The sequence below is a fragment of the Hylemonella sp. GW821-FHT12C09 genome (assembly GCF_058807395.1).
In genome coordinates this window covers 1-14,051 of the sequence record NZ_JBXAQQ010000014.1, presented here as the reverse complement: position 1 = coordinate 14,051, position 14,051 = coordinate 1, and the positions used below count along the sequence as shown (strand labels likewise).

At 66.3% G+C, this 14,051-nt stretch carries 13 protein-coding genes; 8 read left to right on the top strand and 5 right to left on the bottom strand.

All coding sequences use genetic code 11. The annotated features are described in order from the left end of the window. Nucleotides 1-7: 7 nt before the first annotated feature. The 4 genes from AC1RRP_RS18550 to AC1RRP_RS18535 form a co-directional block, all read right to left on the bottom strand. Complete coding sequence (locus tag AC1RRP_RS18550; protein ID WP_493038851.1) at nt 8-1,306, bottom strand: replication-associated recombination protein A; 1,299 nt, start codon at nt 1,304-1,306, stop codon at nt 8-10. A gap of 399 nt (nt 1,307-1,705) precedes the next feature. Further along, the gene (locus AC1RRP_RS18545; protein WP_493038849.1) at nt 1,706-2,002 is read right to left on the bottom strand and encodes a hypothetical protein; all 297 of its coding nucleotides are present in this window, start codon (nt 2,000-2,002) and stop codon (nt 1,706-1,708) included. A gap of 1,133 nt (nt 2,003-3,135) precedes the next feature. Further along, entirely contained in the window at nt 3,136-3,438 is a 303-nt protein-coding gene (locus tag AC1RRP_RS18540) for a HigA family addiction module antitoxin (RefSeq protein ID WP_493038847.1), read from the bottom strand. Between the two features lie 12 nt (nt 3,439-3,450). After that, entirely contained in the window at nt 3,451-3,732 is a 282-nt protein-coding gene (locus AC1RRP_RS18535) for a type II toxin-antitoxin system RelE/ParE family toxin (RefSeq protein WP_493038845.1), read from the bottom strand. Between the two features lie 97 nt (nt 3,733-3,829). Between AC1RRP_RS18535 and queE the strand changes: the two genes are divergently transcribed. Genes queE through AC1RRP_RS18520 form a run of 3 tightly spaced genes read left to right on the top strand, consistent with a single transcriptional unit; the run spans nt 3,830 to nt 5,603 of the window. Then, nucleotides 3,830-4,465, top strand: a complete 636-nt coding sequence (gene queE, locus AC1RRP_RS18530; protein WP_493038843.1) for a 7-carboxy-7-deazaguanine synthase — start codon at nt 3,830-3,832, stop codon at nt 4,463-4,465. Further along, the gene (locus tag AC1RRP_RS18525; RefSeq protein WP_493038841.1) at nt 4,462-4,827 is read left to right on the top strand and encodes a 6-pyruvoyl trahydropterin synthase family protein; all 366 of its coding nucleotides are present in this window, start codon (nt 4,462-4,464) and stop codon (nt 4,825-4,827) included. The genes queE and AC1RRP_RS18525 overlap by 4 nt, the downstream gene beginning before the upstream one ends. Nucleotides 4,828-4,883: 56 nt before the next feature. Continuing rightward, entirely contained in the window at nt 4,884-5,603 is a 720-nt protein-coding gene (locus tag AC1RRP_RS18520; protein ID WP_493038840.1) for a hypothetical protein, read from the top strand. Here the strand turns inward: AC1RRP_RS18520 and ppc are convergent. Continuing rightward, entirely contained in the window at nt 5,600-8,401 is a 2,802-nt protein-coding gene (gene ppc / locus AC1RRP_RS18515; RefSeq protein ID WP_493038838.1) for a phosphoenolpyruvate carboxylase, read from the bottom strand. The two genes, AC1RRP_RS18520 and ppc, sit on opposite strands and share 4 nt — an antisense overlap. A 124-nt stretch (nt 8,402-8,525) precedes the next feature. On the opposite strand from ppc, the gene hemC reads away from it, so the two are divergent. The 5 genes from hemC (at nt 8,526) to AC1RRP_RS18490 (ending at nt 13,765) form a co-directional block, all read left to right on the top strand. Next, complete coding sequence (hemC, locus tag AC1RRP_RS18510; RefSeq protein ID WP_493038836.1) at nt 8,526-9,455, top strand: hydroxymethylbilane synthase; 930 nt, start codon at nt 8,526-8,528, stop codon at nt 9,453-9,455. A 5-nt stretch (nt 9,456-9,460) separates the two neighbouring features. Further along, nucleotides 9,461-10,231, top strand: a complete 771-nt coding sequence (locus AC1RRP_RS18505; protein ID WP_493038834.1) for a uroporphyrinogen-III synthase — start codon at nt 9,461-9,463, stop codon at nt 10,229-10,231. Beyond that, complete coding sequence (locus tag AC1RRP_RS18500; protein WP_493038832.1) at nt 10,231-11,319, top strand: uroporphyrinogen-III C-methyltransferase; 1,089 nt, start codon at nt 10,231-10,233, stop codon at nt 11,317-11,319. The genes AC1RRP_RS18505 and AC1RRP_RS18500 overlap by 1 nt, the downstream gene beginning before the upstream one ends. Before the next feature lie 21 nt (nt 11,320-11,340). Further along, entirely contained in the window at nt 11,341-12,624 is a 1,284-nt protein-coding gene (locus AC1RRP_RS18495; RefSeq protein WP_493038830.1) for a heme biosynthesis protein HemY, read from the top strand. 73 nt (nt 12,625-12,697) lie between these two features. Continuing rightward, nucleotides 12,698-13,765: a GGDEF domain-containing protein gene (locus AC1RRP_RS18490; RefSeq protein ID WP_493038828.1), complete on the top strand. Its 1,068-nt coding sequence runs from the start codon at nt 12,698-12,700 to the stop codon at nt 13,763-13,765. The last annotated feature ends 286 nt before the right edge of the window (nt 13,766-14,051 follow it).

Here is a 14,051-nt window from a genome sequence, read left to right as displayed (position 1 = left end):
CGTGTTTTTATGGCTGGTTCCGACTCTTTTCGTTCAGCGCGCGCAGCGCACGCATCTTCTCGGCGATTTTGATCTCCAGGCCGCGCTCCACGGGTCGGTAGAAACCCGGCTCGGCCATGCCCTCGGGCAGATAACTCTCACCGGCCGCAAAACCGCCGGCCTCGTCATGCGCGTAGCGGTAGCCCTTGCCGTAGTCCAATTCCTTCATGAGCTTGGTCGGTGCATTGCGCAGGTGCATGGGCACCGGGCGGGTGCCGTCCTTCTTGATGAAGGCCTTGGCCTCGTTGTAGGCCTTGTAGACGGCATTGCTCTTGGGCGCGATCGCCAGATAGACCACGCACTCGGCCAGGGCCAGCTCACCCTCGGGTGAGCCCAGCCGTTCGTAGACTTCGGCCGCGTCCAGCGCCAGGCGCAAGGCGCGCGGATCGGCCAGGCCGATGTCTTCGCTGGCCATGCGCACCAGGCGGCGCGCCATGTAGCGCGGGTCAGCCCCGCCGTCGAGCATGCGCATGAACCAGTAGAGCGAGGCGTCGGGGTCTGAGCCACGCACCGACTTGTGCAGTGCGCTGATGGTGTCGTAGAACTGCTCGCCGCCCTTGTCGTAACGCCGCATGCGCTCGCCCAGCACCTTGAGCAGCCACTCGTCGCTGATGCGTTCCTGCTTCTGCTGCGTGGCCGCCACGGCCAGAGTTTCGAGGGTGTTGAGCAGGCGGCGCGCATCGCCGTCGGCATAGGCAATGAGCCGGTCGCGCGCCGCATCGTCCATGGCTGGCACAGCCTCGATGTCCAGCGCGCGCTGCACGATCTGCTTCAGGTCCTCTTCGCTCAGCGACTGCAGCACGTAGACCGCCGCGCGTGACAGCAGGGCGGAGTTGACCTCGAAGGACGGGTTTTCGGTGGTGGCACCGATGAAGGTGAAGAGCCCACTCTCTACATGCGGCAGGAAGGCGTCCTGCTGGCTCTTGTTGAAACGGTGCACCTCGTCGACAAAGACGATGGTGCGCTTGCCCTGGCCCAGCGCCACCTGCGCCAGTTCCACCGCCTCGCGGATGTCCTTCACGCCGCCCAGCACGGCGCTGATGCTGATGAACTGCGCGCCAAAGGCATCGGCCATGAGCCGCGCTATCGTGGTCTTGCCCGTGCCCGGCGGGCCCCAGAGGATGCAGCTGTGGGGCTGGCCCGACTCGAAGGCGATGCGCAGCGGCATGCCTTCCCCCAGCAACTGCTGTTGGCCGATGACTTCGCCCAGGGTTTTGGGGCGCAGGCGTTCGGCCAGGGGCTGGTGCGGGGTGGAGCTGGGGGGCATGGCGGGGATTCTATGGGTTGGCGTTGTCGTGGCATCCTGCCACGCGTGGCTTTGCCGGGTCTCGCCCCGGCGGGCGACTCCCTTTTCTTGTCTCGCCAAGAAAAGGAAGCAAAAGAAGGCGAGCCGGATTCGTCGTCCCTCCGCTGCGCTGCGGGCACGCTGCGTTGCTCGGCCCGGGCGGGGTGCGCGCAAACTCGCTGCGCTCAAACATGCGCGCCCCTGTTCCCGCCCGGTCCTGTGCTACTCGCCTCCTCATAACGGCGGGAGGAATCGAATACCGAAAACCACGAGGACGCGCTATGGCGCGTCCTCGTGCGGTTGACACTATTGGGGCTAACGGAGACGAGGTAAACCAGACTGCCAGCAGAGTGCTTGGCGGAATCGCACGAACCTAGAAATCTAGCGGCCGAATGGTTTGCCCTTTGCAGCTAGACATGCAGACCGCTCCGCCTCGGGGATAGATATGCCTTGCTTCGCTGCATGCGTAGTGAAGATATCAAATGCTTCGTCTGGAGAATCCGCGTTGGCGTCGAAGTTTATGTTGCCAAGCTGAGTCGAAAGACTGCCGTTCGCGTCTCGCGTGCGGAAGTCGGCGCGCCAATTTACTGCGCTGCTTGTGCCAAGCGGGCGCAGCACAAAGCGTACATGGAAATCGCCAACAGTGAAGTTGTGAGCATTCTTGAAATAGATGTCCATTGATGGCTCCCCAAACGGTTTAAAAGTATGTTCCCGTGCGCTGGCGTCACCCGCAATCTTGGATTGGCTCCATATCCTCTCCTATCGTCGTAGGGTTGTTTTTTCACCAATTCGTCTTTGCCTGTGCTTAGTAGCAATTTGTTGTGATGCCACCTGCCGGACTCTGTGTTGAATAGCAGTTGTAGGTTGGCTTTGGCGTGTACGACGGCATCGTCGACGCGGGAGATGGAGAAGGCGGCGAAATCGGCTTCCACAGTTCCGAGTTGAAATTCGGCGATGAGTTTGGATAGCTTAGGCCGTTGGACAACGAATTGATAGCATTTGCCATCGCGGCGTCATTTGCCGCTTTGCGGCGCTCCTCTTGTTGTTGCACGTGTATTGCCCATTGGATATCCGATTCGAGGCCTGGCGCCCCTTGAGGACGTTGGAATGTGTAGAACCCTGCTTGTCCGCCTATCAAGCGTATCCTCATCGTCGTCTTGGCGCCTGAAACCCATGTGGCAGTGATCGGCTCAGTGATGCCAACGCTCTGATCATTGGCGATGGTGAAGAGAAGCGTATACGGGGCTATGCCTCTGTTTCCGCTCGGGCTTGAATTGTTGCGCCAGGGGGGTCAGTTTGGAGCGTTAATCGGGTCTGGTTCTTCCCGAGAGGCGTGGCGCAGCCCATAAGTAGTAGCAGGCCACAAAACGTGGCAATCAGCATTCTCATTTGATTTCTCCCGTTGCCTGGGCCTTCCCCGCCAATCTGGCAGAGCATGGTAGCTCGGTTGGCTGTCCGGGGCAATCCCAGTGCAACTGACAGGAAACAAGGACGCGCCATGGCGCGTCCTTGTGGTCTTTGATCTTCGGCCCCCCCGCCGTCAAGAGGAGGCGAGTAGCGCAGGGAGCGGCGGAAAAAGAAGCGCAGATGTCTGAGCGCAGCGAGTTTCTGCGCTTCCCGCCGCTCCCGAGCAACGCAGCGTGCCCGTAGCGCAGCGTAGGGCCGACGAATCCGGCTCGCCTTTCTTTCGGTTACCTTGCTTTGGCGAAGCAAAGAAAGGTGACTCGCCCGCCGGGGCGAGACCCGGCTTGCAGCGATCGCCAAGATGCAGGAGGTCAAGACACGCGATTCCCCGTTTACGCAAGAGGGAATCAGGCCGGCAGCAGCTGGCATCGCTCGATGCGCGCCAGCGTCTCGCCCATGGCCTCGCGAGCGATGGCCATGTCGTAATTGGCCTGGCCGCGCAGCCACCAGCCATCGCTGAGGCCGAAGTAGCGGCACAGGCGCAGGTCGGTGTCGGCGGTGATGGCGCGCTTGCCGGCGACGATGTCGCCGATGCGCTGGGGCGGGACGCCGATGTCCTTGGCCAGACGGTATTTGGTCAGGCCCAGGGGTTTGAGGAACTCTTCGTCCAGCATTTCACCGGGAGTCACGGGGGCAACAACACGACGCATCTTCAACCTCCTTCAGTGGTAGTCCACGATCTCCACAGCCATCCCACCTTCGGGTGTCCAGACAAAACACACACGCCACTGTTCGTTGATGCGTATGCTGTGCTGTCCCTTGCGGGTGCCCTTCAAGGCCTCCAGCTGATTGCCCGGGGGAACACGCAGGTCTTCCAGGATGGCCGACCAGTCCAGCTGCTCCAGCTTGCGCAGGGCCGGGCGCTCGATGTTGATCCAGCGGCGGACCCGTTGACCGAGAAACAGGGCCTGCGTGTCCTTGCACTTGAAGCTTTTGATGGTCACGGCGGTACATATTAACGAGATGCGTTAATAACGTCAAGCATGCACAAGAGGATGGCGGGTGGCGGCTGGCAGACCCGCAAACTGCGAAAATACCCCCATGACCTACGCTGTCAAAGAAATCTTCTACACCCTGCAGGGCGAGGGCGCGCAATCCGGGCGGGCGGCAGTGTTCTGCCGCTTTGCGGGCTGTAACCTCTGGAGCGGGCGCGAGGAAGACCGCTCGGGCGCTGTCTGCAAGTTCTGCGATACGGACTTCGTGGGTACGGATGGCACGGGCGGCGGCAAGTTCGTCACGGCCGATGCCTTGGCTGATGCCATTGAAAAGACCTGGGAGCCCCAGGGGCGTGCCGGTCGTTACGTGGTGCTGACCGGCGGCGAGCCGCTGCTGCAGGTGGACGAGGCGCTGACCGCGGCCCTGCACGCGCGCAGCTTCACGATTGCCGTGGAGACCAATGGCACCTTGCCCGCGCCTCCGGGGCTGGACTGGATCTGTGTGAGTCCCAAGGCTCAGGCTGAGGTGGTCTTGAAGCAGGGCAACGAACTCAAGCTGGTCTACCCGCAGGTGGAGGCGGCCCCGGCGCGTTTTGCCGGTTTGGCCTTTGAACATTTCTTCCTGCAGCCCATGGACGGGCCGGACCGCGCGGCCAACACAGAGCGTGCCATTGCCTACTGCCAGCAACACCCGCAATGGCGACTGGGCATCCAGTCGCACAAGATGATCGGAATTCGTTGATGTTTGAAATCAGCCAGCGTTTTTTCTTTGACGCCGCCCACACCCTGCGCCGCGAGATCGAGGCCGAGGGCAGCAAGCGCGTGCATGGCCATACCTATTACGCCGAGGTCTTCGTGCGCGGCGAGCCCAAGGGCACGTCCGGCATGGTGCTGGACCTGGGTTATGTCCGGCGCGAGGTGGAGGTGCTGCGCGAGAAGCTGGACCACCATTTCCTCGACGAGGTGCCGGGCCTGGGCATCCCCACGCTGGAAAACCTCTGCGCCTTCATCTGGAAGGAACTGCAGCCCAAGGTGCCGGGCCTGTCGGCAGTGACGGTGGAGCGGCATGCCATTGGTGACAAGTGCGTCTACCGGCCTGATTGAGGCCAGGCAGGGCGGCACATCGGGGCGCCGCTCCTTTCATTCTTCAAGTACATCCCATGCGACCTGTCCCCACCTCCTATTACTGGCGTGGTGAAAGCCTCCGCAGCCGTAACGTGAGTGATGTCGTCCCGACAGGAACGCTCGAAGTGCCGGCGCCCCCTGCCAGGCTGGTGGCCGACTGGAACCGGGAGATCTCGCTGCGTCTGCGCCTGGAGCCCGGCGACGTCGAGCCCCTGCCTTTGGCGCGGGCGCGTATGCGCTGGCCGGAGTATCGACTCTGTGTGCAGGCGGTGGCCGAGTGGACGCGTACGCTCGGCCTGCAGGAGGTGCTGGCCTCCAGTGAAGTCGCCCTGATGGCCTGCCGCGGCGCAAGGTACCACCATGATGGCGAACGTTATGGCGGAGCGGCCTTCTGCAATTTCTTCCTGAGTGAGGACCGGGGGCTGGACCTGCATTTCCCGGCGACCGGCCTGCGCATTCCCCTGGCCCGGGGGGCGGTCGTGATCTTCGATACGGGCCAGCCGCACGCCGTCATTGATCGCAACAGCGGCAGCTTTGATGTGGGCGATTTCCCGCCCGAGCGGGAGCGCGATCAGGTATTCCTGAGCTGGGAGCTACCCATCGAGGATGTCCATGTGGCGCACGCGCTGCGTATCGCCTTCGATATCGACCCTACAACGGCCTTGCGCCTCGAGGATGAGCAGGTCTGGCTGAACGGCGCACGGGCCCGTGTGTGCCCGGCGACGGGCCGGTGGACCCCGGCTGATCCAGCCTAGCCCGTGTTGCGCAAACCCGCCGCAATCCCGTTGATCGAAATGTGGATACCGCGGCGCACGCGCTCATCGGCCTGGCCCGCACGGTAACGCCGCATCAGCTCCACCTGCAGGTGGTGCAGGGGGTCGATGTAGGGGAAACGGTGGCGGATGGAGCGTTGCAGGGCGGCGTTGCCGGCCAGGCGCTGTTTCTCGCCGGTGAGCAGGGTGAGGGCATGCACGGTGCGCTGCCATTCGGCCTCGATCTGCGCGAAGACTTTTTTGCGCAGCTTGCCGTCACCGACCAGTTCGGCGTAGCGCGAGCCCAGGGCCAGGTCGCTCTTGGCCAGCACCATGTCCATGTTGGAGAGCAGGGCCTTGAAGAAGGGCCACTGCCGGGCCATTTTCTGCAGCAGGGCCAGGCGCTCCTTGGCGGCCTTGGGGCCTTCGGCGTTCAGGAAATTCTCCACCGCGGTGCCGAAACCGTACCAGCCGGGCAGGGTGACGCGGCATTGGCCCCAACTGAAGCCCCAGGGGATGGCGCGCAGGTCTTCGATCTTCTGCGTGGCCTTGCGCGAGGCCGGGCGCGAGCCGATGTTGAGCTCGGCGATCTCGCGGATGGGGGTGGAGCCGAAGAAGTATTCGGCAAAACCCGGGGTGTCGTAGACCAGGGCGCGGTAGGTGGCCATGCTGCCCTGCGACAGGGCTTCGGCGGCCTTCAGATAGGCGGGGGCGGCCGGCTTGGTGGGTTGCAGCAGCGTGGCTTCCAGCGTGGCGGCCACCAGGGTTTCCAGGTTGCGCCGGCCGATCTCGGGGTTGGAGTACTTGGAGGCGATCACCTCGCCTTGTTCGGTGAGGCGGATCTGGCCGCGCACCGTGCCCGGGGGCTGGGCCAGGATGGCCTGGTAGCTCGGGCCACCGCCGCGGCCCACGGTGCCGCCGCGGCCGTGGAAGAGGCGCAGCTGCACCGGGGCCAGCTGGTCGAACAGCTCCACCAGCGCGATCTCGGCGCGGTAGAGCTCCCAGTTGCTGGTGAAGATGCCGCCGTCCTTGTTGCTGTCAGAGTAACCCAGCATGATGTCCTGCTCGCCCCCGCTGCGCCGGATCAGCGCGGCGATGCCGGGCAGGGCGTAGTAGTCGCGCATGATGGGTGCGGCCTGGCGCAGGTCTTCGATGGTCTCGAACAGGGGCACGACGATCAGGTCGTTCATGCAGTTCGGATCGTCCAGCGTGCCACGCATCAGGCCCACTTCCTTCTGCAGCAGCAGTACTTCCAGCAGGTCGCTGACCGTCTCGGTGTGGCTGATGATGTAGTGGCGGATGGCCTCGACGCCGTAACGTTTACGCATCTGCTGCGCGGTCTCGAACACGGCCAGTTCACTCTGCGTGTGCGCGCTGTAGTCCACGCCCACCACGCGCAGCGGCCGGGCGTCACCCAGCAGGCGCAGCAGCAGGGCACGCTTGGCCATTTCGTCCAGCTTCGAGTACTGCGACTCGATGCGCGCCGTGGCCAGCAGTTCGGCGATGACTTCCTCATGCTTGTCCGAGCTCTGGCGCAGGTCCAGCGTGGCCAGGTGGAAGCCGAAGACTTCGACGGCGCGGATCAGCGGGCGCAGGCGCTGCTGCGTCAGCGCAGCGCCGTGGCGCGTGTTGAGCGAGGCGTCGATGGTCTGCAGGTCGGCCAGGAAATCGGCCGCGCTGGCATAGGGGTTCTGGGGGGCCACGGCGTGGCGCGCAGCCTCGCCCCCGGTGAGTTCGTGCAGGGTGGCGGCCAGCCGCGCGTAGACGCCGATCAGCGCTCGGCGGTAGGGCTCGTCCTTGCGGTGCTCGCTGGTGTCGGGCGAGCTGTCGGCCAACTGGCGCATTTCAGGGCTGCAGCCGACCAGCAGGTCGGAGACGGAGAGCTCACTGCCCAGCAGGTGCACCTCGGTCAGGTAGTGGCGCAGCGCCACGTCGGCCTGGCGTCCCAGGGCCATGGCCATGGTGTGTGCGCCGACGTTGGGGTTGCCGTCACGGTCCCCGCCGATCCAGTGGCCCATGCGCAGGAAGCTGTGCACATGGGCCTGGCCCAGCTCGCGCTCCAGGTTGGCATAGATGGCAGGGATCTCGCGCAGGAAGGTGGGCTCGTAGTAGCTCAGCGCGTTCTCGATCTCGTCGGCGACGCTGAGCTTGCTGCTGCGCACCAGGCGGGTCTGCCAGAGTTGCAGGACGCGTGCGCGCAACTGGGCTTCGTTGGCGGCCAGCTCGCGCGGGGTCAGCATGTCCTTGCGCGGGTCCACACCCACGGCGCGGGTCTTGATCTCGTCGCGCTGCGTCAGCAGGCGGGCGATATCGCGCTCGGCATCCAGGATGCTCTTGCGCTGCACCTCGGTGGGGTGGGCGGTGAGCACGGGCGACAGGTAGCTGTGCGCCAGGGTGTTGGCGATCATCTTGGGGCTGATGCCGGCCCAGCGCAGGCGCGACAGGGCGACGTCGATGCTGCCTTCCTGCTCGTTGCCGGCACGTTCGTGCACGGCGCGCCGGCGGATGTGGTGGCGGTCTTCGGCCAGGTTGGCCAGGTGGCTGAAATAGGTGAAGGCGCGGATGACGCTGACAGTCTGGTCGTCGCTCAGGCCCTTGAGCAGCTTTTTCAGGGTCTTGTCGGCTTCCGTGTCGTCGTGGCGGCGAAAGGCCACCGAGAGCTTGCGGATCTGTTCGATCAGCTCGTAGGCCGGGCTGCCCTCCTGTTCGCGGATCACATCACCGAGGATGCGGCCGAGCAGGCGGATGTCTTCGACCAGCGGTCGTTCGTTGTCTCGGGAGCGGGCGGCGGGGACAGGCATGGCGATGTGTCGTAGAGTGGTAAAACAGGGGCTGTGCGATGCATGCTAGCATCGCCGGCTCGCTGATGTGTCTACGCTCTGTAACTGATGCGTTGGCGACTTTTCCACACTCTCCAAGCGCCCGATGAAACTGACCATTGCAACCCGTGAGAGCCGCCTGGCCCTCTGGCAGGCCGAGCACGTGAAAGCCCTGCTTGAGCAGCAGGGGCATGTCGTCGTGCTGCTGGGCATGACGACCAAGGGCGACCAGATCCTGGACCGCTCCCTGAGCAAGGTGGGAGGCAAGGGACTGTTCGTCAAGGAACTCGAAGTCGCGCTGGAAGAGGGCCGCGCCGACCTGGCCGTGCATTCGCTGAAGGATGTGCCCATGGAACTGCCCGAGGGCTTTGCCCTGGCCTGTGTGATGGAGCGTGAGGACCCGCGCGACGCTTTTGTTTCCCCGAAATACGCCAATCTGGCCGCGCTGCCACAGGGCGCCGTGGTGGGCACCTCCAGCCTGCGCCGCGTGGCGCTGCTGCGTGCCGCCCGTCCGGACCTGAAGATCGAGCCGCTGCGCGGCAACCTCGACACCCGTCTGCGCAAGCTGGACGACGGGCAATACGACGCCATCGTGCTGGCTGCGGCCGGCCTCAAGCGCCTGGGCCTGGAAAACCGCATCCGCGCCGTTTTCGCGCCGGGCGAGATGTTGCCCGCGGCCGGGCAGGGCGCGCTGGGCATCGAGATCCGCAGCGACCGCCAGGATGTCCAGCAGGCGCTGGCCCCCCTGGTGCACGCCGGCACCTGGCTGCGCGTGGCGGCCGAGCGCGCGGTCAGCCGTGCCATGGGCGGCAGCTGTTCCATGCCGCTGGCGGCCTATGCCACGCTGGATGGCGGCCATCTCACCATCCAGGCCGCCTGGGGTGACCCAGAGGGCCGCGTGGCCCTGGTGCGCGCCGACGCGGCGGCCTCCGTGGCGGAGCTTTCCGCCGCAGAGACGCTGGGCACGCAGGTTGCGGCCCGGCTCAAGGAGGGCGTGCTGCGTGCCGGTGGTTCGCTGGATACCGAGAAGCACTGAGCACCATGCGCGTCATCGTCACCCGCCCCCAGCGCGAGGCGCAGGACTGGGTGCAGGCGCTGCGGCAGGCAGGCCACGAGGCGCTGGCCCTGCCCCTGATTTCCATCGCTGCGGCGCCCGACGCAGCCGCGCTGCAGCTGGCCTGGCGCCGGCTCGGCGGCTACCTGGGCCTGATGTTCGTCAGCGCCAATGCAGTCGACGGTTTTTTCGCCGCCCGCCCGGCCGATGCGCCATTGCCTGCCCAGGCCTGGGCCACCGGGCCCGGCACGGTCAACGCGCTCCTGCGCGCCGGCGTGCCGGCCTCGCAGATCACCGCGCCGCCAGCCGATGCCGCGCAATTCGATTCCGAAGCCTTGTGGCAGCAGGTCGCCGGCCGGACCCATCCTGGGGTGCGCGTGCTGATCGTGCGCGGCGCCGATGCGGCCGAGGGCAGCAGCAGCCAGGGCGCCGGGCGCGACTGGTTTGCGCGCCAGCTTGCCGCCGCGGGCGGCACGGTGGATTTTGTCGCCAGCTATCAGCGCCAGCGTCCCTTGCTCGACACCACCCAGAGGCAACTCGCGCAGGCCGCAGCGGGTGATGGCTCGGTCTGGCTGTTCAGCAGCAGCGAGGCCGTGCTGAACCTGCAGGCCAGCCTGCCGCAACAGGACTGGGGCGCCGCGCGTGCCGTGGCCACGCACGCGCGCATTGCCCGGGCGGCGCGTGCGGCCGGCTTTGCCGTGGTGCGCGAGTCACGCCCGGCCCTGGCCGACGTCCGGGCCTCGATAGAATCGATGTAATGACCACCCCCGAGTCCCTGGAGACCCAAGCCACCGGCAGCACGGAGCCTGCCGGCGCGGTGCTGCCTGCACCATCCGCTGCGCCCGACGCCAAGCCGGCTGCACCGGTGTCGCGACCCCTGGTGCTGGTCCTGGGCGCCGCGGCCCTGCTGGCCCTCCTGTTCAGCGTCCTGCTGTGGGAACGCCTGTCCACCCTGCAGGACCAACTGGCCCGCCAGACCGCCGAGGCCGGCGCGAACGCGGCGGAGGCACGGATGCTGGCCCGCCAGACCCAGGAGCAGGAACGTGAACTGGCCGCGCGTCAGGCCGTGATGGAAGCGCGCCTGGGCGAGGTGGCGCTGCAGCGCAGCCAGCTCGAGGAACTGATGCAGAGCCTGTCGCGCTCGCGGGACGAGAATCTGGTGGTGGACATCGAATCGGCCATCCGACTGGCGCAGCAGCAGGCGCAGCTGACCGGCAGCGTGGAGCCCCTGCTGGCGGCGCTGCGCACGGCCGAGCAGCGCGTGCAACGTGTGCCCCAGGCCCGGCTGGCGCCGCTGCAGCGCGCGCTGGCGCGCGACATGGCGCGCATCAAGGCCACGCCCCTGACCGATACGCCGACCCTGCTGGCCCGTCTCGACGAACTGGTGCGTCTGGCCGACGAATTGCCGCTGGCCAACGCGGTCGCGCCGGCGAAGGCGCCTGCGGACACCACCGCCAAGCCGCGTGACGAGGCCGGGCTGACGGCCTGGTGGCAGCGCAGCCTGCAGCTGGTGCTGGACGAGGTGCGCGGCCTGGTGCGCGTCAGCCGCATCGATCACCCGGAGGCGGTGCTGCTCACGCCCGAGCAATCCTTCTTCGTGCGCGAGAACCTCAAGCTGCTGCTGCTCAACGCCCGGCTGGGTCTGCTGGCACGCCAGCCCGAGGCTGCCCGGGCTGATCTGCTCAAGGCGGCGACCGCCATGGAAAAGTATTTCGATGCCAATTCACGCCGCCTGCGCGTGGCTGCGGGGCTGCTGCAACAGACCCGTGAGCAGATGAAGACGCTGGAGCTGCCGCGCGTGGATGACACGCTGGCGGCACTGACCACGGCCGCTGCCGGCCGCTGAGCACACGGGACGGCTGGCCTCATGCGCAACGTTCTGTGGTTCCTGGCCCTCTTCGCCATGGCGGCGGGCGTGGCGCTGTTTGCCGGCAACAACCAGGGCACGGTCACCCTGTTCTGGCCGCCTTATCGCGTCGACCTGTCCCTCAACCTGGTGCTGCTGTTGCTGCTGGCGGCCTTTTTGTCGCTCTATGCGGCCTTGCGCAGCCTGGCCCTCCTGCTGGCCCTGCCGGGTGAGGCGCTGCGCTGGCGCTTGCGCCATCAGGAGCGCGTGCTGCAGCAGGGTCTGCTCGATGCACTGTCGCATCTGACCGCGGGGCGCTACATCCGTGCGCGCAAGGCGGCCGAACATGTGCTGGCCCAGACCGAGGCGCTGACGCGCGGCGAACAGGGCCTGCCCTACGGTACCCGGCTGGCCGCCATGGCCCACTTGCTTGCCGCCGAGTGCGCCCATGCCTTGCAGGACCGCAGTGCGCGTGACGAACATGCACGCCAGGCGCTGGAGCGGACCCAGTCCCGGCGCCGCGACGAACTGGAAATCCGGGAGGGTGTGCAGCTGCGCGTGGCACGCTGGGCCTTCGACGACCGAGATGTGCAGGCGGCCTTGCAGCGGCTGGATGAACTGCCCCAGGGCGTGGCGCGGCGCACCCTGGCACTGCGCCTGCGCCTGCGGGTTACGCGCCTGGCCGGCCAGTCCCGTGCGGCGCTGGAGACCGCACGCCTGCTGGGCAAGCACCGCGCCTTTTCCGAATCGGCCAGCCGCAGCATCGTGCGCGGCTTGGCCACCGAATGGCTGCGGACCTGCCACGATCCGGCCCAGTTGCAGAAGGCCTGGGCCCAGCTCGACGAGGCCGAGCGTCGTTTGCCCGAGGTGGCCCTGCAGGCCGGCGAACGCATGCTGGTCCTGGGCGGTGACTTTGCGCTGGTGCAGCAGTGGCTGCTGCCGGTCTGGGAGCAACTGGTGCGACCGGCCTCTGCGCTGCCGCAGGAGCTGCGCCTGCGCCTGGTGCTGCTGCTGGAACGCGGTTTTCACCAGACCCCGGGCCAGCCCGACGCGGCCTGGCTGGCGCGCATCGAGGCGGCCCAGATGGGCAACCCGCGTGAAGCCCTGTTGCAGTACCTGGCCGGCATTGCCTGCATGCACCTGAGCCTGTGGGGCAAGGCGCAACAACTGCTGCGCCAGTCCCTGACCCAGCTGACGGACGAGTCGCTGCGTCGGCGCGCCTGGGCCGCGCTGGCCCGCCTGGCCGAGCAGCGCGAGGATGGCGCGGCCGCGCTGGAAGCCTGGCGCCAGGCTGCCCAAGGCTGACCAGCACACTCTTGTCCCCCGGTGCAAGCAGGGGGTGACGTCTGCGGCTTTCCCGGCTAATATGGTCAGCACTATGGCGACCCTGACCGAACACCTGATCAAGCTGACCGACCACCGCGAGCGCGATCTGCTGGAGTTGACGCTGGCCAAGGCCCTGATCGACCTGGTGCCGATCCAGCGTGTCGTGATTGCGCGCGTGAGCACCGAAGACAACGAGAGGCGCTGGCTGGACGTCGTCTCGCTGGACTCGCGCGGCGGTGGCAAGGTGGTGGACCCGCTGCGCATCGATTTCCAGAGCCTGCCGCGCCTGGAAGACGCCTATGACCGCCTGCGCAGCCTGCGTGGACGCCAGGAGATCGAAGTGGCCTGGGCCGGCGAGGACGGCCCGCGCATCTACTACCTGCCCCTGTTTGCCGATTCGCGCGCCGACGACGAGCAGGGCGTGATCGAGATCCATTCGGCCGGCGTGCTGGCGCCGGAAGACCGGCAGACCATCGAGCAGCTGCACCACATCTACCGCAACATGTACACGCTGCTGGCCTACAGCGACCGCGATGCGCTGACCGGCCTGCTCAACCGCAAGTCCCTGGACGATACCTTTTACAGCGCCGTGCTGGAGGAGTTGGACGGCATCCTGGAGGACGCCAAAGACGAGCCGTCCCCGGGCAAGGAGCGCCGCCACCGCGTGCCGCCCAACTACTGGCTGGGCACCATCACCATCGACAACTTCCATCTGCTCAACGACAAGCACGGTCACCTGATCATGGAAGAGGTCACGCTGCTGGTGGCGCGCATCATGAACAGCACCTTCCGCACGCACGACCGGCTCTACCGTTTCGGCGGCGAACAGTTCGCCGTGCTGTTCCACTGTCCCGAGGAAGCCCTGGCCCTGGGCGCCTTCGAGCGCATGCGCGCCAACGTCGAGAAGTTCAATTTCCCGCAGGTCGGCCGCGTCACCATCAGCGCCGGCTTCACCCGCGTGCTGGCCGACGATTCGCCGAGCACGGCCCTGGAACGCACCGAGCAGGCCATCGACTTTGCGCAGAAGAACGGGCGCAACAAGGTCTGCAGCCATCTGGATCTGGTGCGGCGCGGGCTGTTTGGGGAAGTGGCCAGGACGGGGTCGGTGGACGTGTTCTGAAGCGTCTTGCCGGTTTGTCACGCGGAGGCCACCGATTCAGGTGGCTTTTCTTTTTCTGCGTTGAGGATTGTTTGTCGTGGCTTTGCCGGGATGTGCCCCCGGCAGTGCAGTGACTTTCTTTTGCTTCGCCAAAAGAAAGTCACCAAAGAAAAGGCGAGCCGGGTGCGTCGTCCTTCCGCTGCGCTCCAGGCACGCTGCGTTGCTCGGCCAGTGCGGGAAGTGCAGAAACTCGCCCTGCGGGCTCAGACATCTGCACTTCTTTTTCCGCCCTGGCCTGCGCTACTCG